The sequence below is a fragment of the Bacteroides fragilis genome (genome assembly GCF_019583405.1).
In the GTDB taxonomy this organism is placed as follows: Bacteria; Bacteroidota; Bacteroidia; order Bacteroidales; family Bacteroidaceae; genus Bacteroides; species Bacteroides fragilis_B.
The window spans coordinates 206,231-228,532 of sequence record NZ_SZUU01000007.1 but is presented as its reverse complement, the minus strand read 5'-3'; the positions used below and the strand labels follow the sequence as shown (position 1 = coordinate 228,532).

The window sequence follows — 22,302 nt, the reverse complement described above, 5'->3', positions numbered from 1 at the left end:
TGTCCTATGAACTTTCAAAGAAATACAGATATGACTAAGTTTGAAATAGAAGAAAAGATAGTAGATATGCTCAAAACCGTATTCGATCCCGAAATTCCGGTAAACGTATACGATCTGGGGCTGATTTACAAAATAGATGTTTCCGAGGATGGAGAAGTATCTATTGATATGACCTTGACTGCTCCTAACTGTCCTGCGGCAGATTTCATTATGGAAGATGTACGTCAGAAAGTAGAGTCGATTGACGGGGTAAATTCTGCCACAATCAATCTGGTTTTTGAGCCGGAGTGGGATAAAGATATGATGAGTGAAGAGGCTAAATTGGAACTGGGCTTTTTATGACCATTATCAGTTTACCTCTATTCTTAAACGATCCATTCTTACAGTATGAAAAACGTATATTTCCTTTCTGATGCCCACTTGGGGTCACGTGCCATAGAGCATGGACGTACGCAGGAGCGGCGCCTGGTCAATTTTCTCGACAGCATTAAGCACAAAGCTGCCGCAGTATATCTGCTGGGCGATATGTTCGACTTTTGGTATGAGTTCCGTTTGGTCGTTCCCAAAGGTTATACCCGTTTTTTAGGGAAACTCTCCGAACTGACCGATATGGGAGTAGAGGTGCATTTCTTTACGGGAAATCATGATATCTGGTGCGGCGACTATCTGACTAAGGAGTGTGGGGTGACGATTCATCGTGAACCGGTGACCACCGAGATTTATGGAAAAGAGTTTTACCTGGCACATGGTGACGGGCTGGGAGATCCGGATAAAAAGTTCAAGTTGCTGCGTACTATGTTCCATAGTCGTACATTGCAGACTTTGTTCTCTACGATTCATCCCCGGTGGAGCATTGATTTGGGACTGAATTGGGCCAAACACAGTCGGCTGAAACGTGAGGGTGGAAAAGAACCGGATTATATGGGAGAGAATAAAGAGTTTCTGGTGCTTTATACCAAGGAATACTTGAAAAGTCATCCTAATATTAACTTCTTTATCTACGGTCATCGCCATATTGAACTTGACTTGATGCTGAGCGCTACGGCGCGAATACTTATCTTGGGCGACTGGATCAACTTCTTCTCTTATGCTGTGTTCGATGGTGAGAACCTGTTTCTTGAAAACTATGTTGAAGGAGAAACACAACTTTAACTCGGATTTCAACATTGTACCGGGTCAGATAAGCCCTTCGTCAGCAAAACTATAAAAGCAACCGTCGCAGACAATGACATGATCCACCAAGGTGATGTTCATCGTTTGCGACGCTTTTTGTATGGCGCCCGTCAAGCGTTTGTCCTCTTGGCTAGGCTTCGCATTACCTGATGGGTGATTATGAATCAGGGCTATTTGTGTAGCGCGTCCTATCAGCGCTTCTCGTAGGATGGTGCGCACATCGGCATAAGTTCCGTCAATGCCTCCTGTACTGATACGTAATTTGCTGATTACTTTGCATGCCTGGTTCAGAAGCAGAATCCAGAACTCTTCCTGCGGCAGATCACACATCAGCGGATGGAACAGCTTGTAGATGTCCTCTGAACATCTGATCTGTTCCCGTTCTTTGCTTTCCTGCAGTTTACGCCGCTTGCCCAGTTCTAAAGCGGCCATGATGGTGAGGCTTTTGGCCGGTCCCATGCCTTTGAATGAAGAAAAGTTCCGTACTTCCCATTTCCCCAGTTCATTCAGGTTGTTGTCGCAAGTGGCAAGTATCCTTCTCATCAGTTCAACGGCACTCTCTTCCGTATTGCCCGAACCTATCAGGATGCCCAATAGTTCAGCGTCGCTCAATGCTTCGGAACCTTTTGCCATCATTTTTTCGCGTGGCCGATCGGCTTTGGACCACTGCTTGATGTTTAGTTTCTGTTTGTTCATGATTTAATGTGTTTTGCGGGATAAGGTTTTGTTGAAGCATCTTTATTTATAGAAGTTCTTGCGGAAAGCCTCAAATTCGTTTCTTCCCAGTACACAACGTTCCCACCAGGCACGCCAAAATCCTGTGCCGTATCCGATAAGTTGGATGAAAGAAGCAGCGATGGAATAGATGCCGATGCGTAAGCTTTTGTTTTGCAGCGCAGAATCCAGGCAGACCAGTAATGCATAAAGTAGAATCGGGACGAGGCTGAACGGGCAAAAGGGAGTACATAGTAGTAGAAGTGCAACTCCCAACGTGAATACAGCCGGCAGCAAATGGACGACTTTCAACGATTCGGGATATTTTTTGTAGAGATTGATACGCGCAATACCGGAGTTATGCACCTGCTTGAAGAATTTCTTAAAATCCGTACGTCGTTTGTGGTATACCCAGGCATCGGGAAAGAGACGGCATTGGTATCCTCCCTTGAATATGCGGATACTGAAATCGATGTCTTCGCCGAAACGCATGTTGGAGAAACCTCTTAATGCTTGATAAACCTCCCGGCGGACACCCATATTGAAACTTCTCGGATAGAACTTATCCATTTTCTTTTTGCCTCCGCGGATGCCCCCCGTGGTGAAGAAAGAAGTCATCGAATAATTGATCGCTTTCTGTATATCAGTGAAAGAACTATGTGCCCGGTCCGGTCCGCCAAAGGCATCGGCCGGGGTGGCAGAAAGTTCCTGTTCCACTGCATCGAAGTATCCTTCGGGAAGGATACAGTCCGAATCTAATATGATAAGGTAGTCCCCTCCGCTGCGTTCGGCCCCGTAATTACGGGTCTGTCCAGGGCCGGAGTTTGGTTTGGCGTAATAATGTATGTCCAGTTTCCCTTGATATTTATCTACTATCGCTTCGCAAGGGACAGATGATCCGTCTTCTACCACTATGACTTCGAAACCCTTGAAATGTTGGGTAGTGAGGCTTTGCAATAATTCGTCCACTTCGTCGGGACGATTGTAAACGGGGATAATAACGGAGTATCGCATAGGTTTAATGATAATCGGTTGTTGACTTGCAAATATATGACATTATTTTTTGATAACCGTCATGGATGGTAATAAAAAAATGCGGCCCCTATTCCCGTATGGGATAGAGGCCACATTTTTTTTCGGCAGTTAACCTGTTTATGCTTTTACACGACCTACGTAAGAACCGTCACGAGTATCAATCTCGATCGTTTCGCCTTCGCTGATAAACAGTGGAACACGAACGGTTGCACCTGATTCTACAGTAGCCGGTTTCAGGGTGTTGGTAGCAGTGTCGCCTTTCAGACCCGGTTCCGTATAAGTAACCTTCATTTGAACTTTGATAGGCATATCAGCATAAAGCACGGTTTCGGTAGATGCATCCGATACAACTTCTACTACTGCACCTTCCAGCAAGAAATCTACACCGTTGATCAAGTCGTGAGCGATCGGGTGTTGATCGAATGTTTCCTGATTCATGAAGATATAATCTTCACCTTCTTTGTACAGGTACTGATAGGGACGACGTTCAACGCGTACGTCTTCCAGCTTCTCACCGATATTGAAGCGACGTTCGAGAACGTAGCCGCTTACTACATCTTTCAGTTTTGTACGCATGAAGGTGTTACCTTTACCCGGTTTAACGTGGAGGAATTCGATACAGAAATACAGTTTGCCATCCATGCGGATACAAGTTCCGTTCTTGATGTCTTGAGCATTAATCATACTTGATATTCTTTATTTTATAGATTGTTATTGAGTTATCTTCGAACCTTTTCGGGTGCAAAAGTAATCTAAATCGGCAAAAAATACAAAATGTTTTGACTAAAAATGACTTAACTCTTGGTTTATTTAAAAAAAGTGCCTATTTTTGCAGCCCGAATCCGTAGAAGTAATAACATAAAAACAAGATACAGTAATGAAAAGAACATTTCAACCCTCTAACAGAAAGAGAAAAAACAAACACGGTTTCCGTGAGAGAATGGCTACAGCTAACGGCCGTAGAGTATTGGCTGCACGTCGCGCTAAAGGTCGTAAGAAACTGACTGTTTCTGACGAATACAACGGAGTGAAGGCATAAGTATTAGCCATTGCAAACGAATAAGAAGAAGTGAAGGAGGATTCCTTTGCTTCTTTTTGTTTTAAAACCGGTTCCAATTTGATTACGGTATCACGTTCAAGGTGGAAAACCAAAAGAGCGGGTTTTGATACGCTTTTTTAAAAACTCGGTGAAAGTCTGTGATACTGTGTAACGAAAATAGTATCTTTGTCCGCATTAACAGCTTATAATTATGACGATAAAAGAATTTTTTTCTTTCAAGGCCAATAGATTCTTCTGGATAAACATCATAGCCATGGTTGTAGTGGCTGTGCTCATAGTGGTTGGCACACTTAAAGGACTGGATATATACACACGCCATGGCGAAGCTGTAGTAGTGCCCGACGTAAAAGGAATGTCTGTAAGTGAAGCGGAAAAGATGTTCCGGAATCAGGGACTGACTTGTGTGGTGTCCGACTCCAGTTACGTAAAAAACAAACCTTCCGGCATTATCCTGGATCTTAACCCGTCGGTTGGGCAGAAAGTGAAAGAAGGACGAACAATCTATCTGACAATAAATACCCTCAGTACTCCTTTGAGTGTGGTGCCTGATGTGGCCGATAACAGTTCCGTGCGCCAGGCGCAGGCAAAGTTGATCGCCGCAGGCTTTAAACTGACCGAAAACCGGATGGTGAGCGGAGAGAAGGACTGGGTATATGGCGTGATCTATCAGGGACGCCAATTGCAGATTGGAGATAAAGCTCCCATCGGCGCTACGCTGACTCTGATGGTAGGTGACGGAGTGCAGTCTACCACAACCGATTCTGTCGATATGGTGGAAAATGCTGCTATGTCTGTCGAAGATTCCGGAACAGATGATGATTCCTGGTTTTAATATAAGAAAACGTATACGTAGAAAAAACGCATGATAGAAGAATTGCCTGACGATATTGAACAGGACGAATTGGATGATATAGAACCCGTAGGTGACGAAAACCAGCTCTATGAACATTTCCGCGTGGTAGTGGATAAAGGGCAGGCAATGGTCAGGGTCGATAAATATTTGTTTGAACGCATCGTCAATGCTTCGCGCAATCGCATACAGAAAGCGGCTGAAGACGGTTTTGTCATGGCTAATGGCAAACCGGTGAAGAGCAGCTATAAAGTGAAACCTCTGGATGTGATTACGGTGATGATGGATCGTCCCCGTTATGACAATGAGATTATTCCGGAGGATATTCCACTTAATATTGTCTATGAAGATAAATACCTGATGGTGGTGAATAAGCCGGCCGGACTGGTGGTGCATCCGGGACACGGAAACTATCATGGTACGTTGGTCAATGCTATCGCCTGGCATCTCAAGGATGACCCCGATTACGATGCCAACGACCCCCATGTGGGTTTGGTGCACCGCATTGATAAAGATACTTCCGGATTACTGGTTATCGCTAAGACACCGGATGCTAAAACCAATTTGGGTATCCAGTTCTTTAATAAAACTACTAAGCGCAGATACTGTGCACTGGTATGGGGCATTGTCGATCAGGACGAAGGTACCATTATAGGCAGTATCGCTCGTAATCCGAAAGACCGGATGCAAATGGCCGTTATGGCCGATCCTACTCAAGGGAAACATGCCGTCACCCACTACCGGGTGCTCGAACGTCTGGGATACGTCACTTTGGTGGAATGTATTCTTGAAACCGGGCGTACGCATCAGATACGTGTGCACATGAAGCATATCGGTCATGTACTTTTCAATGACGAGCGGTATGGCGGTCATGAAATCCTGAAAGGGACCCACTTTAGTAAATACAAACAATTTGTAAACAATTGCTTCGACACTTGTCCGCGGCAGGCTTTGCACGCCATGACGCTGGGGTTTGTGCATCCCGTCACTGGCGAAGAGATGCATTTTACTTCGGAGTTGCCGGACGACATGACCCGGTTGATAGAGAAGTGGAGAGGTTATATTAGTAACAGAGATTTAGAATGAAACGCAACATTGCCATTGTGGCAGGAGGCGATACCTCCGAAATCGTAGTTTCCCTGCGTAGTGCACAGGGCATTTACTCCTTTATCGACAAGGAAAAGTATAATTTGTACATCGTAGAAATGGAAGGTCGCCGTTGGGAAGTGCAATTGCCGGACGGAAGTAAAACACCGGTGGACAGAAACGACTTTAGTTTTATGAATGGGGCGGAGAAGGTCGTGTTCGACTTTGCCTATATCACCATTCACGGAACACCGGGGGAAGACGGACGTTTGCAGGGCTATTTCGATATGATGCGCATTCCGTATTCATGCTGTGGTGTACTGGCCGCTGCCATCACTTACGATAAGTTTGTCTGCAACCAGTATCTCAAAGCATTTGGTGTGCGTATCTCCGAATCGCTGTTGGTACGTCAGGGACAGGCTGTCTCCGATGAAGATGTGGTAGAGAAAATAGGTCTGCCTTGTTTTATCAAACCCAATCTGGGAGGATCCAGTTTTGGCGTGACTAAGGTGAAGACGCGCGAACAGATCCAACCTGCCATTGCCAAGGCTTTCAGTGAAGCTGAGGAAGTGATGATAGAAGCCTTTATGGGTGGAACAGAATTGACTTGCGGTTGTTATAAAACGAAAGAAAAATCGGTAGTCTTTCCGTTGACCGAGGTCGTGACACATAATGAATTTTTCGATTACGATGCAAAGTACAACGGACAGGTGGACGAGATCACTCCGGCACGTATATCGGAAGAACTGACTCGTCGTGTCCAGACTTTAACCTCGGCTATTTACGATATACTGGGATGTTCCGGCATTATTCGTGTGGACTATATCATTACGGAGGGTGAGAAGATCAATCTTCTGGAGGTGAATACTACACCAGGTATGACTGCTACCAGTTTTATCCCCCAGCAGGTGCGTGCCGCCGGACTGGATATAAAAGACGTGATGACTGATATTATAGAAAATAAATTTTAGCTGTAAGCTGCGAGTCACGAGCTACAGGCAGCATGCCATACAAATTCCATGTGGAATAAAGTGGTACAGTCCTTGTCGTTTATCGTTTATTTCCTGTAACTCGTTGCTCGTTACTTGTAGTTTATAAAAAAATAAAAGCTATGAATACAACAGAGTTTGATGAAATCCGTCCTTACAATGACGAAGAACTCTCCGGAGTTTTCGAAGAACTGATTGCCGATCCAGCTTTTCAGAAGGTGGTTGCCGGAGTGATACCGGATGTACCCTTTGAGATTCTGGCACAAAAGATGCGTGCCTGTAGAACGAAACTGGAATTTCAGAAGACCTTCTGCTATGGTTTGCTGTGGAAACTTGCAGGCGACTGTACGGATGGCATTTCATTGGATCATACGGCTACTCCGGACAAGAGCAAAGCATACACCTACATCTCGAATCACCGTGACATCATTCTTGATTCCGGCTTTTTGTCTGTATTGTTAGTCGATCAGGGGATGGATACGGTAGAGATTGCTATTGGCGATAATCTACTGATTTATCCGTGGATTAAGAAGTTTGTCCGGGTCAATAAATCATTTATCGTGCAACGTGCACTGACCATGCGGCAGATGCTTGAATCGTCTGCCCGCATGTCCCGTTATATGCACTATACAATCGGAGAGAAGAATCAGTCCATTTGGATTGCACAACGTGAAGGACGTGCCAAAGACTCTAATGACCGTACTCAGGACAGTGTACTCAAGATGCTGGCAATGGGTGGCGAAGGGGATGTGATCAGTCGTCTGATGGAGATGAATATTGCTCCTCTCGCTATTTCCTACGAATATGATCCCTGCGATTACCTGAAAGCACAGGAGTTCCAGCTGAAGCGTGATATAGAGGGCTATAAGAAAACGATGGCAGACGACCTGAAGAATATGCAGACCGGTTTGTTTGGCTATAAAGGCCGGGTGCATTTCCAGACGGGAGCTTGCCTCAATGACTTGCTTTCGGCAGTAGATCGCTCTTTACCGAAACCGGAGTTGTTTGCGCGTATCTCTACATGGATTGATCAGCGCATTCATAGTAATTACCGTCTTTATCCGGGCAATTATGTAGCTCACGATCTGTTGACTGGTAAGAATGATTTTGAATCCCACTATACGTTGGCCGAGAAGCAACGTTTCGAGGCTTATGTGGAGAAGCAGCTTGAAAAAATAGAGATTCCCAACAAAGATATTCCTTTTTTGCGTGAAAAGCTGTTGTTGATGTATGCCAATCCGTTGACCAACTATTTGGCTGCTCGTCAATGAGAATATGGACGTCACATATCGTCCTGTCTGTGTTGTTTTCCGCCTTCCTGCTTTCCTGTAGCGAAGACGATGGTGCTCCTTACCCTTCCGTGAGGTTGGAGTTTCTGACTGCAGAGTCGGGAGCAGACGGCCGGTTGAAAACGTTGGTTACGGATAAGGGAGAACGTCTGATCGTGGCGGAAGACCGTACTGGATCGGAACTGTTACCCAATTCCTCTAACCGTATCGTGAGCAATTACGAAGTGCTTTCGTCGGTAGGAGGGCGGCAAGAGATACGCATTTATGCATTAGCTAATACGGTTTCTCCGGTTCCGCTGCCTGCCGGAGAGTTCCGGAATGGCTTGAAATTCGATCCGGTTGATATGCTCAGTATCTGGATGGGGCGTGATTATCTGAATATGATCCTTTCTATCCGGGCACAGAATGCGCGGCATACGTTTCATTTCATTCGGGAGTCTGTGGCGCGGGATGCTGTAACCGGAAAGTTGAAGGTTCATTTAATGCTCTATCATGACGATGGGGGAGATGTGGAGGCTTATGCCAAGCGGGCTTATGTTTCGGTACCGTTGAGGCAGTATGCGTCCGATATCAAGGAATCAGCAATCATTTGTTTCAGTTTTCATACGTACGACGGGGAGGTGCAGACCTGTCAGTTTGAATACGTGCCCAGTCACTTAACCATTAATTACTAAATATATGTCGAAAATGAATTCAATGCTTATGGGAATATGGTTTCTTTTGTCTTCTCTCTTTTCTTGCCAGCAATCGAAAGGAGATTTTAAAACAGTGCCGGTGAAGGAGTTTGCTTCGTTGATAGAGGACGCGAGTGTGCAACGGCTGGATGTTCGTACCATAGCTGAGTATTCGGAGGGTCACATTCCTGGGACGATCAATATCAATGTGCTCGATGATTCGTTTGCGGTCATGGCAGACTCTACCCTTCAAAAAGATAAACCGGTAGCTTTGTATTGCCGTAGTGGTAAGCGCAGTAAGAAAGCTGCTGCTATTCTCAGTGAGAAAGGATATAAAGTGTACGAATTGGATAAAGGATTCAATGCCTGGCAGGAAGCAGGCGAGAAAATGGAGAAATAAGGATGAACGATTATTGAACAATGAATGATCAACGGTGAACAGGCTACGCATTATTATCGTTCATCGTTGATCATTTATCATTGATCGTTCAAAAATTGTTATTATAGATTATCCAGCAGTCTTTTCAGTACCACTGTCGCCGAGATTTCACGGTTTGCAGCTTCCGGGATGACAATAGATTGCGGGCTCTCGATAACGTCGTCCGTCACAATCATATTCCGTCTTACAGGGAGGCAGTGCATGAAGTAGGCATTGTTAGTGACGGCCATCTGACGGTCGCCTACGGTCCAGTTACGGTCTGTACTCAAAATCTGTCCGTAGTTATCGCCTGTATAAGCTGCCCAGTTCTTGGCATATATAAAGTCGGCTCCTTCGAAAGCTTTCATCTGATCATATTCTACCCGTGCGTTTCCTACAAACTCCGGATCGAGTTCGTAACCTTCGGGATGGGTGATGACAAACTCATAATCTGTGGCATTCATCCATTCGGCAAACGAGTTGGGCACTGCCTGTGGCAATGGCCGCGGATGGGGAGCCCAGGTCATCACTACTTTAGGGCGGGCTGTCTTTTTGTATTCTTCGATGGTGATCAGGTCGGCAAAGCTCTGCAACGGATGACGGGTAGCCGCCTCCATGGAGAATACCGGACATCCGGAATGTTGTATGAACTGATTGATGATAACTTCATTATAGTCGTACTCGCGGTTTTCGAAGCGGGCAAACGAACGTACACCGATGATGTCACAATAACATCCCATCACCGGAATGGCTTCCAGCAGATGTTCAGGTTTGTCACCGTCCATGATGACGCCACGCTCGGTTTCCAGTTTCCAGGCCCCTTGATTGATGTCCAGTACAATTACGTTCATACCCAGGTTGAGAGCAGCTTTCTGGGTGCTGAGACGGGTGCGGAGGCTGGAATTAAAGAAGATCATCAACAGAGTTTTATTACGTCCCAGTTCCACATATTTGAACCGGTCTTTCTTGATCTCGAATGATTCGGCAAGGGCTGATTTCAGGTCGCCGATGTCTTGTACGCAAGTAAATTTCTTCATAATTGTCTTTGTTTAGAATAATATACCTTTCCGCAAAGGTATGATAAAATTTTCAATTGGCAGGCTGTGCCCATGAAAGATACTCCGTTTGCCGTGGAGACAGGAAGGTGCTGTTGGCCAGATAGTCCTTGTTGTTGGCGTAGATAAAGAGCACACTACCTTTTTTGATTGTGTCGATAATGGGTTTGGCGAGTGCCTGCGGCAAGGCGGGGCATCCGAGGCTTCGTCCTAAGCGTCCGGCAGAAGCGGTGATGTTGGGATTGGCATATGCGGCACCATGCATCACGATGGCGCGTTGTTTGGCTTGGTCGTTAATTCCCTTTTCCAGCCCGTTCAGCACCAGAGAGTAACCGTTGCGTCCCTGATAAGTGTTTTCGGTCAGGTAAAAGCCAAGTGAACTTTTGTATGAACCGTTTTTGTTGGAGAATGAGGTTGCATAGTTTCCTCCGCTATTTCTGCCGTGTGATACGACGGAAGTATATAGCAACTTTTTGTTTTTCATATCAAGCACGTAAAGGCGCTTTTCGGTAGATGGCTTTGAAAAATCGATCAGGGTCATGATGGACTTGCTTTTTTGCTCGATCTTCTGATAGCCGGTCACTGCCTGTCGGAAAGCTGTATAGCTGACAATCCCGTCCAGTTGCATATCGTCGAACAGCTGATCTATCTCGTCTGTCTCTGGAGTGGAGGCAACAGAAACAGGCTCACTGTTCGGTGCATGGTTAGGTACTTCTGCCAGTGGGAGAAGAAACAATAGAAGGAATAGAAATACTTTTTGCATAGGAAACTGAGAAAAATAACGGCGCAAAGATACGGATTTCTATTCCAAAACAAAAATAATTGTCTCATTTACAGGTGCCCAGTCGAAAATAAACTTGGAATGTGACGTTGCATTCCGTACACACATGTGCGAGCGGGGTATGGTGCCCAGCGATGGGCTGTACTCTATAAGTGCTTTACGGGGCTCGTTTACCGGGACTCCGTGAATGTATCCTCCGTCTGAGAATCGGCTGGCATAAGGCGCAAAACCTCCGGTGGCGGTGGAACCGTCTTTGAGGAATATCATGCGTGTCTTTTTTTCCTGTAGGACGAAGATTCCTAATGGCGTCTCTTGTGCATACGGAGGGCGATGCCTTCCGGTAGTGGCGGGGTTCATACTCCGTACGGCCCATTGGGTTTCACCGGTTTGTTCCAGAGTCATTATGTTTTGGTCCCTTCGGTCTATCATGATTGCTTTGATGAAGTGCGTCGTATCTGGGAGCACTTTGACGTATCTCTTGGGTACATACCACTCTTCGCCAATATAGATGGGGGATATCTTGACGAAATTCTCTCCATCGGCCAGGAAGCGGACCAGAGAACCATCTTCTCCATAACGTTCGGGCACAAGCGTATCGGTGAGCAGATAGAGCGGGACGGACTGGTAGCGCTCTATGCCCAGTGTGTCGGCAATGCGCTTATAGGCATTTCGTTTGTAATGGCGTACTAATGGAGCCTCGCCATTTCGGTTCTTATAGTTCTGCAAGATGCCCCATTGCGAGGGCTCTTGCTGGATATTTTCGAGTAGGGCCAGACGTTCTTTGATCTTATCCCACTGGAAACTGCGGGTCGTATCTTTGTACGGATACGTGTCTTCAAGAGTATATTTATCATAGAGCAAATCTTTTTTGATCTCTATCTGTTCTGCAGAGATGATTTTGGGCTTCTCTTCCGAAGGCACCGTTTCCAGTGAATCTGCCACAGTAACCGTTTCGGACTGTAGTAGATTTGTTTTGTTTTCTCTGTTGCATGCGCAGAAAAGGAAGAGGAGGGAGAACAAGTATATATGGGCTGTTTGCTTCATAATGGGATGGGTTAGAGGTTCGTTTACAAATATAATATTTTTTATAAGGAATAGCAAAGCGTTTTGTTTTCGTATTATTAATAATTTGCATATTTGTCCTTTGTTTTGTCAAGAGCAAGTTTACACTTCTTTAACGTGAGCTCCTGTCGGATTAAACTATTTATACTTTCCGGATTTTGTGAGGGAGAGTTATGCCGGATGTAACCGCAGAAATGAAGTGAAGACGCTGCCTTTGTCTCCCGAAACAACCGTCTTTTGACCGGAACACCGGCTCTTCGGGCACGGAATACCGGCTCTGTTGAGGGGAAACACCGGCTCTGTCTTTCGGAAATGCAGCCTTTGAAAAAAAGAAAGGGGGAGGCAGCGGCCTCTCCCTTTTATCGCATTCTAAATAGAATGTAATGTATGATTGTATTTACAAAGATAGCATAATCCGGGGGCAAAGTCAAGTTTTGAACCGATTATTTTGCGGATTTCACTTGAATAAAGATCATCGGCGCGTTTGTCCGTCACCTTCGATGATCCATTTGTAGGAAGTGATCTCTTCCAGTCCCATCGGGCCACGGGCATGTAACTTCTGTGTGCTGATACCGATCTCTGCTCCCAGTCCAAATTGTGCTCCGTCGGTAAACGCTGTAGATACATTGGTATATACACATGCTGCATCTACCATCCGGGTAAAAAGGGTGGCGCGTCCCTGATTTTCAGTGACGATGCTCTCGCTGTGGCGGGAACTGTACTCTTGAATATGTCCGAGTGCGTCTTCAAAACTACAGACTGTCTTGATCGCCATTTTATAGTCCAGGAACTCTGTCCCGAAACTTTCGGGTGTAGCCGGTTTCAATCCTTTGGCAGGATAATGTCCTTCAAGTGCCTGATAAGCCAACGGATCAGCGTAGATAATCACATTGCTTGCTTTGAGCTTTTCGCATAGCGCAGGCAGGTCGGATAATCTGCTCTTATGAATGATCACACAATCGAGTGCGTTGCAGACGCTGACACGGCGTGTTTTGGCATTGTGAATGATGGCTGCTCCCTTAGCAGTGTCTCCGTATTCGTCAAAATATGTATGGCAGATGCCTGCACCTGTTTCTATCACCGGTATGGTGGCATTCTGCCGCACAAAGTTGATCAGGCTGCTGCTACCGCGGGGAATAAGCAGATCTACATATCCGGCGGCATGCAAAAGTGCGTTGGTCGCTTCGCGGTCAGCCGGCAGCAACTCGACGGTGTGGGTGTCTGCATCAAACAGCCGGAGCACATTATGTATCACTTCTATGATGGCGCGATTTGAAAAGTCGGCATCGCTACCACCTTTTAAAATACAGGCGTTACCACTTTTCAGGCAAAGTGAAAAGACATCGAAACTGACGTTAGGACGTGCTTCGTAGATGATACCGATAACGCCGAAGGGCACACTTACTTTTGTCAACTTTATTCCGTTGGGTCGAATGCTTTCTTTCAGAACCCTTCCCAACGGTGAGGGGAGTGTCGCTACGTTCCGTATGTCGGAGGAAATCCCTTTCAACCGTTCCTCGGTCAGTTTCAGCCGGTCGTATTTCGGATTGTCGGGTGACATCCGATCCAAGTCTTTCCGGTTTTCGGAAAGGATATACGGCGTTTGTGCCAAAGCAGCATCCGCTACGGCGTTCAATATCCGGTTTATTTGTTCGTCGGGTAATAGTGCCAGATGGCGGCTGGCTGCCTGTACGGCAGCAAAAGTATCATTCTGGTTCATAATGCAGTTCGTTTATTCAATGTAAAGGTAGTCATAATGGACTACTGCTTTTTCCCCATGTTTTCCGATGGCCTCCCGTGCCTGCATGGAGTCACAGTTGACTTTGCCTACACCTACCGGAGTGCCCCCGTAATCTATGATGCGCACGATGTCGTCTTTCTCAAATTCTCCTTCAATGCGGGTGATTCCGACGGGAAGAATGCTGACTGCCTTGTCGGAGTTCAACACTTCGGTAGCCTGTTCGTTGATATGTATCTCTCCCTTGGCGAAACCTTCGCTGTGCGCTATCCATTTCTTGATACTCGATACGGGTTGGGATGCGGGAATAAAACGGGTGCAAACCGTCTCTTCAGGATGCTCCATCAGGTCGATGAGGATGTTGTCGCGTTTGCCATTGGCAATAATTACTGTAATACCTTCATCTGCCACTTTGCGGGCTATGTTGGTTTTGGTCAGCATGCCTCCTCTTCCGAAACTCGATTTGCTGGTCTGAATATAGTTGCTCAGGTCTTTTCCCTGTCCGATCTCCCGTATCACTGAGGAGGTCGGATCGGAAGGGGAACCATTATAAATGCCGTCGATATTGCTCAGGATGATAAGGGCCTGGGCATTCATCATTGAGGCGATGAGGCCCGACAGTTCGTCATTGTCTGTGAACATCAGTTCGGTGACGGAGATGGTGTCGTTCTCGTTGACGATAGGAATGACACCGTTTTCAAGCATCACCGTCATGCAATTTTTCTGGTTGAGGTAATGGCGGCGTGTGCCGAAATTCTCTTTGGTGGTGAGTACCTGTCCCACAGCGATGCTGTGATCGCGGAACAGCTTGTAATATCGGTTAATGAGTTTGGCTTGCCCCACTGCCGAGAACAATTGGCGCTGATCTACGCTGTCGAGTTTTCTGAGGGTACGTATTTCGCTTCGCCCTGAGGCAACAGCGCCCGAAGAGATGAGAATCACCTCTACTCCGGCTTTATGCAAGGCGGCTATCTGATCGGTTAGGGCAGACATCCGGGTGACATCCAGTGTTCCGTCCTGTCGGGTCAGTACGTTACTTCCCACTTTTACGGCTATTCGTGTAAACTCCTTTTTCATTATGCTAACGATTTGAAAGCACAAATATATGGATTTTTGTCGATATGTAACTTCTCCCATACGGATATATTGCAGGAGCATGTCTGTTGGCAAGAGAGGGAATCGAGTTGTGAATTATTCGTTTGCCTTTTCCCGGTTTCTCACTATTTCCATTGCATTTTCATAATCGTCTTCATTGACGAGGACAGCTATTTCCTGTCCGATGTAGTAGGGTGACAAAGCTGCAAGAGCACCTCCGTCTTTCAATATAGATTCTATTCCATTGCTTTCAAGCAATCCTTTAATGAACTCTGCTTCCCAAGGCGAACCGGTGAAGACTTCTACTACGCGGGTGTCTTTATCTTCTTTCATAATGGTAGGGATATGATGTGGTTATCTTTTACAAATATAACAAAAAGAATTTAGATAAAGTTGTTTTACCGATAGATTATTCTAAAGTTATTCGTTGTACTGTGATGTTTTGGTTGAGGAACATGGAAGCTGATTCAATAAATTTGTCTTCGGCCTCTGTAGTGTAAAAGCGACATTTACCTTTGCGTGTGCACTTCATGTCCATTTCGGGATGACGGTGAAGGTAATCTTTCAGGCTGGCGGCCACATATTCTCCCTGTGCTACAATTTTCACTTCTTGGGGAATGAACTTTTGTATCTTGGGCAATAATATCGGATAATGGGTGCATCCCAGTATAATGGTGTCTATCTGTCGGTCTTTGGCAAGCAGTCTGTCGATGTATTTACGGATAAAAAAGTCAGCTCCTTCGCCATTGGCTTCGTTGTTTTCAACTAAGGGAACCCACATAGGGCAAGCTTCTCCGCTTACTTTGATATCCTTAAACAGCTTACGTACTTCCAGTGGATACGATTCTGATTTGATGGTACCGCCTGTAGCCAATATCCCTACATGTCGGGTTTGAGTCATACTGCCGATGCACTCTACAGTTGGACGTATGACTCCCAGCACCCTCCGGTTCGGGTCTATATTCGGGAGATCATTCATTTGTATAGTTCTGAGTGCCTTGGCGGAGGCTGTATTGCAAGCAAGTATCACTAGATGACAGCCCATCTCAAACAATTTGTTGACAGCCTGTAAGGTGAACTCGTATACGATTTCAAAAGAACGGGTTCCGTAAGGAGTCCGTGCATTGTCGCCCAGATAGATGTAATCGTATTCCGGCAGCGCTTCCCTGATTTTGCTCAGGATGGTCAGTCCACCGTATCCGGAGTCGAATACACCGATAGGACCAGGTTGGTATGGAAGAGATTGTTTCATAATGGGGATATGGTTAAAAAGTTACGAGCTACAAGTAACAAGCCATAGCGCATTTTCGCATGGTACTTGTAGCTTGTAGCTCGTAACTTATTGCTCTTAACTCTTATTTGATACCCAATTGGGTTTTTACTTTCGGAGTCAGGTTAATGCTTTGAGCTTCGTTAACGTAAGGTATCGGAGTACGTGCCATATCGAAAATGTAGATAACACCTTCTGCTGCACCTACTGCTTTGATAGCGTCGTCCAGCTTCTTGTATACCGGGGCCATCAAGTCATTGTTGGCTTTTTCCATATCCTGCTGAGCTTTCGCCTGGAATTGTTCCTGTCTCTGCATCATATCTTCCAGTTCTTTTTGTCTTCTTTCTGCAATTACGGTAGGAAGGGAGTCCTTCTGCTGCATGAACTCTTGATATTTTTTGTTAAATTCTTCCTGAGTTCTCTGAAGGTCCTGTCCGAGTTGTTTATTCAATGCCTGCAATTCCGATTGTGCTTTGGTGTATTCCGGCATAGCCGAAACAATTTCCATTGCATTGATATGACCAAATTTAAGATTTTGTGCAAATACGCCCATCGGGAGTATCAACATCATTAAAAGTGCAATTTTTTTAAGCATAGTTTTATTATTTATTTGAATGATTACTTTTAAGTTATCGGGTGCAAATGTATGAAATTAATTTGAATATCCTAATTTTGCCAGTACTTCATTGCTCACATCAATGCGGGGGGTAGCAAAAATAATGCTTGAAGCAGATGCTCTGTCTACCACTACTGCATAACCGTTTTCCTCTGCTACAGCTTTTACGGCATTGTATATTTCGTCCTGGATAGGTTTCATCAACTCTTCTCTTTTCTTGAAAAGTTCGCCTTTGGGACCGAAGTACTTACGTTTCAGTTCTGAGGCAGCCTTTTCTTTTTCTACGATGGCATCCTCTTTCTGAGTCTTTTGTGCGGCTGTTAGTTTAGCCGATGCAGCTTGATAGTCTTTAAACATCGTTTGTGCTTCTTTCGCTAATACTTCGACTTCACTCTGCCACTGCTTGGTTGCCTGACTCAATTGTTGGTTGGCACGTTCGTAAGCTGGGATGTTTTTCAGGATATACTCCATATCGATCAGAGCAAATTTCTGTGCTTGAGCTGCCATACCTACGGTAAACAGCAAGATGATAAATAGAACAGACTTTTTCATAACGCTTAGTTTTTAGTGAAACAATTAGAATTCCTGGCCCAATACGAAGTGGAATCTGCTTCCACCTGCGCTCTTGTCGCCAAGTACTTTGTCGAAACCGTATGCCCAGTCGATACCCATCATACCAATCATCGGAAGGAAGATGCGGACACCTACACCGGCCGAACGTTTCAGGTCGAACGGATTGAAGTTTTTCACATCATGCCAAGCATTACCGGCTTCTAAGAATGTTAACGCATAAATATTGGTACTTGTTTCCAGCATTAGCGGATATCTTAATTCAAATCCGATACGAGTATAAGCGTATCCTTCTTGTCCACGATACGGTGTCAACGAACTGTTTTCATAACCGCGAAGGGCAACACTTTCAGTTGCATAACTTGAATATCCAGTCATACCATCACCACCGACATCGAATGTACCGAACGGCGATTTTTTGTATTTGTTGTAGTGCCCCAATATACCGAATTCAACACGAGTCATCAATACCGGAGTCTTTTTCACTGTTGTCGGGTTCAGTAATGGAATGTATGTTTTTGCTTTGAACTTCCACTTGTGGTATTCTACCCATTTGTGCATCTTGTTCATATCATTCTGGTTGTACTGGTTGTACTTACTGTAGTCTACTCCATCAAACAATGAGTAAGGTGGAGTGAACTGTACAGACAATGAGAAATCAGAGCCACTACGGGGATAGATCGGATTGTCATAAGAGGCACGAGCCAGTGTCAAACCGATGCTCAGGTCGTTACATTTACCGTTGGTTACCGGGAAATATTGCCAATCCTTCAAGATATATCTCTGGTATGAGAGTTCGGCTGAAAGTTGGAAGTAGTCATCCGGCCAATTCAGGCGTTTACCCCATCCTGCTGATAACCCCCACATCTTGATTGACTTATCCGGGTCATAATAGTTCTCATAGTTGTTATAGTTACCATAATTGTACATACCATATCCACCCAAACCACTGTAATAGCTGTTGTAATAGTTGTTATAGTAACTTGAATTGTAGTAACGGCTACTGATATCGGTCTGTACAGAGAAGAACGCCGACAGAGAGAATGAATTCGGACGTTTACCTCCGAACCAGGGATCGAAGAATGAAATGCTATACTGTTGATAGTATTGTGCATTTGTCTGTCCGCTGATGGTCAGTGTCTGTCCGTCGCCTTGAGGCAGAATACCGCGATAATTTTCTCCCGGATGCAGCAAGTTTGCTAAAGAGAAGTTCGTAAACTTCAGACTTAGCTTACCGATAACACCTGTTTGTCCCCAGCCGGCAGAGAATTCCACCTGATCATTTGCTTTAGACACGAGATCGTAAGCGATATCTACCGTTCCGTTTACAGGGTCCGGCTGGATATCCGGTTTGATGTTTTCCGGGTCAAAGTGTCCCATCTGCTGGATTTCACGCATAGAACGCATCAGATCATCACGACTGAACAACTCACCCGGGCGGGTACGGAGTTCGCGGCGGACAACGTTTTCGTACAAGCGGTCGTTACCATTGATCTTGATCTTGTTGATACTGGCTTGTCGGCCTTCAAAAATTCTCATTTCCAAGTCAATGGAGTCATTATCTATGTTTACTTCCACCGGATCCAGCGTATAGAACAGATAACCATTATTATAATAAAGGTTACCGATAGCATCTTCATCGGTCGATAAGCGTTCATTTAGCAATTTCTGATTATATACATCGCCCTTCTTCATGCGGAGCATATAGTTCAGTTGTTCTGAGGGATAAAGCGTATTACCTACCCATGTAACGTTGCGGAGATAATATTTATCGCCTTCTTCCAGTTCGATAAATACGTCTACGGTCTTATCGTCAAACTTGGATACACTGTCTTTCACAATGCGTGCATCGCGGTAGCCTAATTCGTTGTACTTGTCAATAATTAGTTGTTTATCCTCTTCATATTTCTCATTAACAAACTTCTTGGTACGGAACAAGTTCAGTAATTTCCCTTTCTCGTTTGTTTTCTTCATCACGCGTTTCAACTTAGATGTTTTGATGGCGTGGTTGCCGGCAAAAGTGATAGCATGTACTTTTACCTTCTCTTTCTTATCAATATCGATATCGACCAATACTTGATTTTCATTAGCAGGGTCATCTCTTTGGGTGATAGTGATTTCAGCATTTTTGAATCCCTTATCATCGAAATAGCGTTTACTTAAAACTTTCGCACGGTCTACCAGGTTCGGAGTGATCTGGCTACCCTTTATCATACCCAGTTTGGTCTGTAGATCTTCACGTTCCGACTTTTTCACACCATGGTAGCGTATATCAGAGATACGTGGGCGTTGCGCCAAAGTGATCTTTAACCATATTTTGTTACCTTCTATTTTTTCTGCGGTAATTGATACGTTAGAGAACAGACCATGACGCCAATAGCGTTTGATTGCACCTGTGATTTCATCTCCCGGTACAGTAATGGTTTGTCCTACAGAGAGTCCGGACAGTCCGATAAGAACATAATCTTCGTAGTTCTTGACACCTTCGACTTTGATGTCGGCTATTTCATATTTTTTCGGTGTCCCGGAATACATGATAACGGGTTTTGATTCGTCAGTGTTAGCATCTTGTGCTACGCCCGGCAATGCAAAGCAAAACAGGCTGATAAACGTTACGAATATGAAGGAAATACGATAATGCATTTATGTTTATAATTAAGTTTTGAGTTAACTGATTTGTTCGCTGGTTTTTCCGAATCTGCGTTCGCGTTTCTGGTAGTCACAGATAGCCTTGCACAATTCTTCTTCCTTAAAGTCGGGCCAGAAAGTTTCACAGAAATAGAGCTCCGAATAAGCACATTGCCAAAGCAGATAATTGCTTAAACGAATCTCTCCGCCTGTCCGGATCAGCAAATCCGGGTCGGGCATAAAGTTGGTTGTCAGATGTGTCCGAATACTTTCTGAAGTAATTTCTTCAGGGTTCATTTCTCCATTTTGTACCAATGTGGCAATCTGCCGTGTAGCTTCGGTTATTTCCCATCTGGCAGAATAACTGAGGGCAAGTATCAGGCACATACCTGTATTCTTGGAAGTATGTTCTACACAAGCATTCAGGCGCTCCCGTACATTCTCAGGTAGTTTGTTGATGTCTCCGATGATACGGAAACTGATATTGTTTTTCATAAATGTTTCCTCTTCGATAGAGTCGAAAAGGAGGCTCATCAATGCAGCGACTTCATCCGAAGGTCGGTTCCAGTTCTCTGTAGAAAAGGTATATAAAGTAAGGAATTTGATTCCTAACCTGGCTGCCTCTTCAGTGATGATATGCACAGTCTCGGCTCCGGCCTGATGTCCAAAACTCCGTTCGTGTCCACGTAGTTTGGCCCACCGTCCGTTACCGTCCATGATAATTGCTACATGCTTAGGTATCCGGTTTAAATCTATTTGTTCTTTATAGGACATTTCGTTAGTTGTTGTTCTGTCTTTCAAAACCAAATTTATTGAGTCGTCCGCGCCATACTTCGTTGGCACTACCGTTACTCCATATTACCCAGATAAAGTTATTTTTGTCTACTACGGTTGAGTAATTGTTTCCTCTGTCTTTAAATTCGGCCGGCAGGAAGATTTTCTTGTTGGCTTTATACCAGGCAATACCTGCTTCCGACGTATAGATCGTTTCAAAATTTCCTCCAAATGCTAAGAAAGCATTGCCATAATAGAAGAAAGACGGATTATCCAGCTTCGGACAATAGGCCGTACTTGAGGACGTTTTTAAAGGTATCCAAAGCAAACCGTCTTGTGAGGTCCATGCGATGGAAGTTGTATCGCTTTCATTACGATTGTTACCCATTACGGCTATTGTCTGGATTCCTGTTGCTGTCAAGTAAGAAGTTGCAGACAAATTCTCCAAGGGGAAGTCTGCATCTACTTTTTCGGAACCGATATTACTCCACACTGTTGCCTCAGGATTAGTTATGGCAAATGCAGATTGGCTACCATTATTAATAATGCCGGCAATTCCGGAGATGTTCAGCAAATTGCCTTCGTTTTTCGGGAAAGGAGCGATCAGCATCTCTACTTTACCGTTTTTATTCAAATCGGTTGCAAGACTCCATGATGCCCCATTAGAAGAAACATATGCTTGCTCACCGTTTGTGGCATACAACTTTTCACCAAAGCTCATGATGGAGGAGAGTTTTATGTTTTCCGGAAGCCCGGTTACGGATACTTTTTCCCAATTTTTTCCTTTATCTGCTGGCTCTTTTAGTGTTGTTGATGACTTGTAAGCAGTAGTGTTTGATGTATACACAAGAATGGCTTCTTCCTTTTCCTTCGAATTACGCAAAATCACGGTCTTTTGATACCCGCTATAGTTGGCGAAGTTATCTGTCATTTTAGTCCAGTTCATGGAATCCGGGTCTTGACGATGTACGCGTACCGAAATGGCATATTCTTTTGCATACTTCATGTCGGGAGCCCATATCTTTATTCTCATGGGCTTTTCCATAGTGCCTCTGAAGTCAATAGAGTCGGCGTAATTAAATAAGGTGTCCTGACCTTCCGCATTTTTGGCGGTGATTATTCTGCCGGCAGGGGTCAGTGTCTTTATAAGAATACGGTCAATAATTGTATCGGAGCCTACAGGCAGTGAATCCTGGTTATAAATAAGCCCTACTCCATCGGGACCAAGTTGGTCAATTGTAAATTTATAGTTCACCCCATGTATGGTGTCAAGTGCAAATGCATGTATGGTAGCATCCGGGCTATATTCAATTTCTTCTGTGTCAAGGCACGAAGTAACGGCAAACGATACAAGGAAGAAACTTACAATTACTGATAAAAACTTTATTCTCATTTGAAAGATTGTGTTTATTTACAAGTTGCAAA

24 protein-coding genes are annotated in these 22,302 nt (G+C 44.8%); 9 read left to right on the top strand and 15 right to left on the bottom strand.

What is annotated here, in order from left to right; genetic code table 11:
• Positions 1–30: 30 nt before the first annotated feature.
• Complete coding sequence (locus FDF36_RS15790; protein WP_005784330.1) at positions 31–342, top strand: metal-sulfur cluster assembly factor; 312 nt, start codon at positions 31–33, stop codon at positions 340–342.
• Positions 343–387: 45 nt separating this feature from the next.
• Positions 388–1,152: a UDP-2,3-diacylglucosamine diphosphatase gene (locus FDF36_RS15785; protein WP_220391984.1), complete on the top strand. Its 765-nt coding sequence runs from the start codon at positions 388–390 to the stop codon at positions 1,150–1,152.
• 24 nt (positions 1,153–1,176) lie between these two features.
• Here the strand turns inward: FDF36_RS15785 and radC are convergent, their stop codons facing one another.
• From radC to efp, 3 genes are all read right to left on the bottom strand, one after another.
• Positions 1,177–1,869: a RadC family protein gene (radC, locus tag FDF36_RS15780; protein ID WP_220391983.1), complete on the bottom strand. Its 693-nt coding sequence runs from the start codon at positions 1,867–1,869 to the stop codon at positions 1,177–1,179.
• Between the two features lie 42 nt (positions 1,870–1,911).
• Positions 1,912–2,901: a glycosyltransferase family 2 protein gene (locus FDF36_RS15775; protein WP_220391982.1), complete on the bottom strand. Its 990-nt coding sequence runs from the start codon at positions 2,899–2,901 to the stop codon at positions 1,912–1,914.
• A gap of 138 nt (positions 2,902–3,039) precedes the next feature.
• Positions 3,040–3,606, bottom strand: coding sequence for an elongation factor P (efp, locus tag FDF36_RS15770; protein ID WP_005784338.1), 567 nt, complete (start codon positions 3,604–3,606; stop codon positions 3,040–3,042).
• A 193-nt stretch (positions 3,607–3,799) separates the two neighbouring features.
• Here efp and rpmH point away from each other — a divergent pair, with 193 nt between their 5' ends.
• The 7 genes from rpmH (at position 3,800) to FDF36_RS15735 (ending at position 9,270) form a co-directional block, all read left to right on the top strand.
• Entirely contained in the window at positions 3,800–3,961 is a 162-nt protein-coding gene (gene rpmH / locus FDF36_RS15765; protein ID WP_004292199.1) for a 50S ribosomal protein L34, read from the top strand.
• Positions 3,962–4,172: 211 nt separating this feature from the next.
• Positions 4,173–4,814: a PASTA domain-containing protein gene (locus tag FDF36_RS15760; RefSeq protein ID WP_220391981.1), complete on the top strand. Its 642-nt coding sequence runs from the start codon at positions 4,173–4,175 to the stop codon at positions 4,812–4,814.
• Between the two features lie 30 nt (positions 4,815–4,844).
• Positions 4,845–5,918 carry an RluA family pseudouridine synthase gene (locus FDF36_RS15755; protein WP_220391980.1) on the top strand — a complete coding sequence of 358 codons (1,074 nt, stop codon included), beginning with the start codon at positions 4,845–4,847 and terminating at the stop codon, positions 5,916–5,918.
• Positions 5,915–6,889: a D-alanine--D-alanine ligase gene (locus FDF36_RS15750; protein WP_220391979.1), complete on the top strand. Its 975-nt coding sequence runs from the start codon at positions 5,915–5,917 to the stop codon at positions 6,887–6,889. The genes FDF36_RS15755 and FDF36_RS15750 overlap by 4 nt, the downstream gene beginning before the upstream one ends.
• Before the next feature lie 140 nt (positions 6,890–7,029).
• Positions 7,030–8,178, top strand: a complete 1,149-nt coding sequence (locus tag FDF36_RS15745) for a 1-acyl-sn-glycerol-3-phosphate acyltransferase (protein ID WP_220391978.1) — start codon at positions 7,030–7,032, stop codon at positions 8,176–8,178.
• Positions 8,175–8,870, top strand: a complete 696-nt coding sequence (locus tag FDF36_RS15740) for a NigD1/NigD2 family lipoprotein (protein WP_220391977.1) — start codon at positions 8,175–8,177, stop codon at positions 8,868–8,870. The genes FDF36_RS15745 and FDF36_RS15740 overlap by 4 nt, the downstream gene beginning before the upstream one ends.
• Before the next feature lie 4 nt (positions 8,871–8,874).
• Positions 8,875–9,270, top strand: coding sequence for a rhodanese-like domain-containing protein (locus FDF36_RS15735; protein ID WP_220391976.1), 396 nt, complete (start codon positions 8,875–8,877; stop codon positions 9,268–9,270).
• Between the two features lie 101 nt (positions 9,271–9,371).
• Here FDF36_RS15735 and FDF36_RS15730 read toward each other — a convergent pair whose 3' ends face one another.
• The 12 genes from FDF36_RS15730 to FDF36_RS15675 form a co-directional block, all read right to left on the bottom strand.
• Positions 9,372–10,325 carry a Rossmann-fold NAD(P)-binding domain-containing protein gene (locus FDF36_RS15730; RefSeq protein WP_220391975.1) on the bottom strand — a complete coding sequence of 318 codons (954 nt, stop codon included), beginning with the start codon at positions 10,323–10,325 and terminating at the stop codon, positions 9,372–9,374.
• A gap of 52 nt (positions 10,326–10,377) precedes the next feature.
• On the bottom strand, positions 10,378–11,106 hold the full coding sequence (locus tag FDF36_RS15725; RefSeq protein ID WP_220391974.1) for a murein L,D-transpeptidase catalytic domain family protein: 729 nt from the start codon (positions 11,104–11,106) through the stop codon (positions 10,378–10,380).
• 39 nt (positions 11,107–11,145) lie between these two features.
• Positions 11,146–12,168: a L,D-transpeptidase gene (locus tag FDF36_RS15720; RefSeq protein ID WP_220391973.1), complete on the bottom strand. Its 1,023-nt coding sequence runs from the start codon at positions 12,166–12,168 to the stop codon at positions 11,146–11,148.
• Positions 12,169–12,658: 490 nt separating this feature from the next.
• Complete coding sequence (locus FDF36_RS15715; RefSeq protein ID WP_220391972.1) at positions 12,659–13,906, bottom strand: glutamate-5-semialdehyde dehydrogenase; 1,248 nt, start codon at positions 13,904–13,906, stop codon at positions 12,659–12,661.
• A gap of 12 nt (positions 13,907–13,918) precedes the next feature.
• Positions 13,919–15,001, bottom strand: coding sequence for a glutamate 5-kinase (gene proB, locus FDF36_RS15710; RefSeq protein WP_220391971.1), 1,083 nt, complete (start codon positions 14,999–15,001; stop codon positions 13,919–13,921).
• Between the two features lie 114 nt (positions 15,002–15,115).
• A complete protein-coding gene (locus FDF36_RS15705; RefSeq protein ID WP_220391970.1) occupies positions 15,116–15,352 on the bottom strand; it encodes a DUF2007-related protein in 237 nt (78 codons plus the stop codon).
• A gap of 76 nt (positions 15,353–15,428) precedes the next feature.
• On the bottom strand, positions 15,429–16,271 hold the full coding sequence (murI, locus tag FDF36_RS15700) for a glutamate racemase (protein WP_220391969.1): 843 nt from the start codon (positions 16,269–16,271) through the stop codon (positions 15,429–15,431).
• Between the two features lie 103 nt (positions 16,272–16,374).
• A complete protein-coding gene (locus tag FDF36_RS15695) occupies positions 16,375–16,884 on the bottom strand; it encodes an OmpH/Skp family outer membrane protein (RefSeq protein WP_220391968.1) in 510 nt (169 codons plus the stop codon).
• A gap of 57 nt (positions 16,885–16,941) precedes the next feature.
• Positions 16,942–17,457 carry an OmpH/Skp family outer membrane protein gene (locus FDF36_RS15690; protein WP_220391967.1) on the bottom strand — a complete coding sequence of 172 codons (516 nt, stop codon included), beginning with the start codon at positions 17,455–17,457 and terminating at the stop codon, positions 16,942–16,944.
• 24 nt (positions 17,458–17,481) lie between these two features.
• On the bottom strand, positions 17,482–20,118 hold the full coding sequence (gene bamA, locus FDF36_RS15685; protein ID WP_220391966.1) for an outer membrane protein assembly factor BamA: 2,637 nt from the start codon (positions 20,116–20,118) through the stop codon (positions 17,482–17,484).
• A 24-nt stretch (positions 20,119–20,142) separates the two neighbouring features.
• Positions 20,143–20,877, bottom strand: coding sequence for an isoprenyl transferase (locus FDF36_RS15680; RefSeq protein ID WP_220391965.1), 735 nt, complete (start codon positions 20,875–20,877; stop codon positions 20,143–20,145).
• A 4-nt stretch (positions 20,878–20,881) separates the two neighbouring features.
• Positions 20,882–22,270 (bottom strand): BamI family beta-barrel-assembly machinery protein, encoded by a 1,389-nt coding sequence (locus FDF36_RS15675; protein WP_220391964.1) that lies wholly within the window; start codon positions 22,268–22,270, stop codon positions 20,882–20,884.
• Between the last annotated feature and the right edge of the window lie 32 nt (positions 22,271–22,302).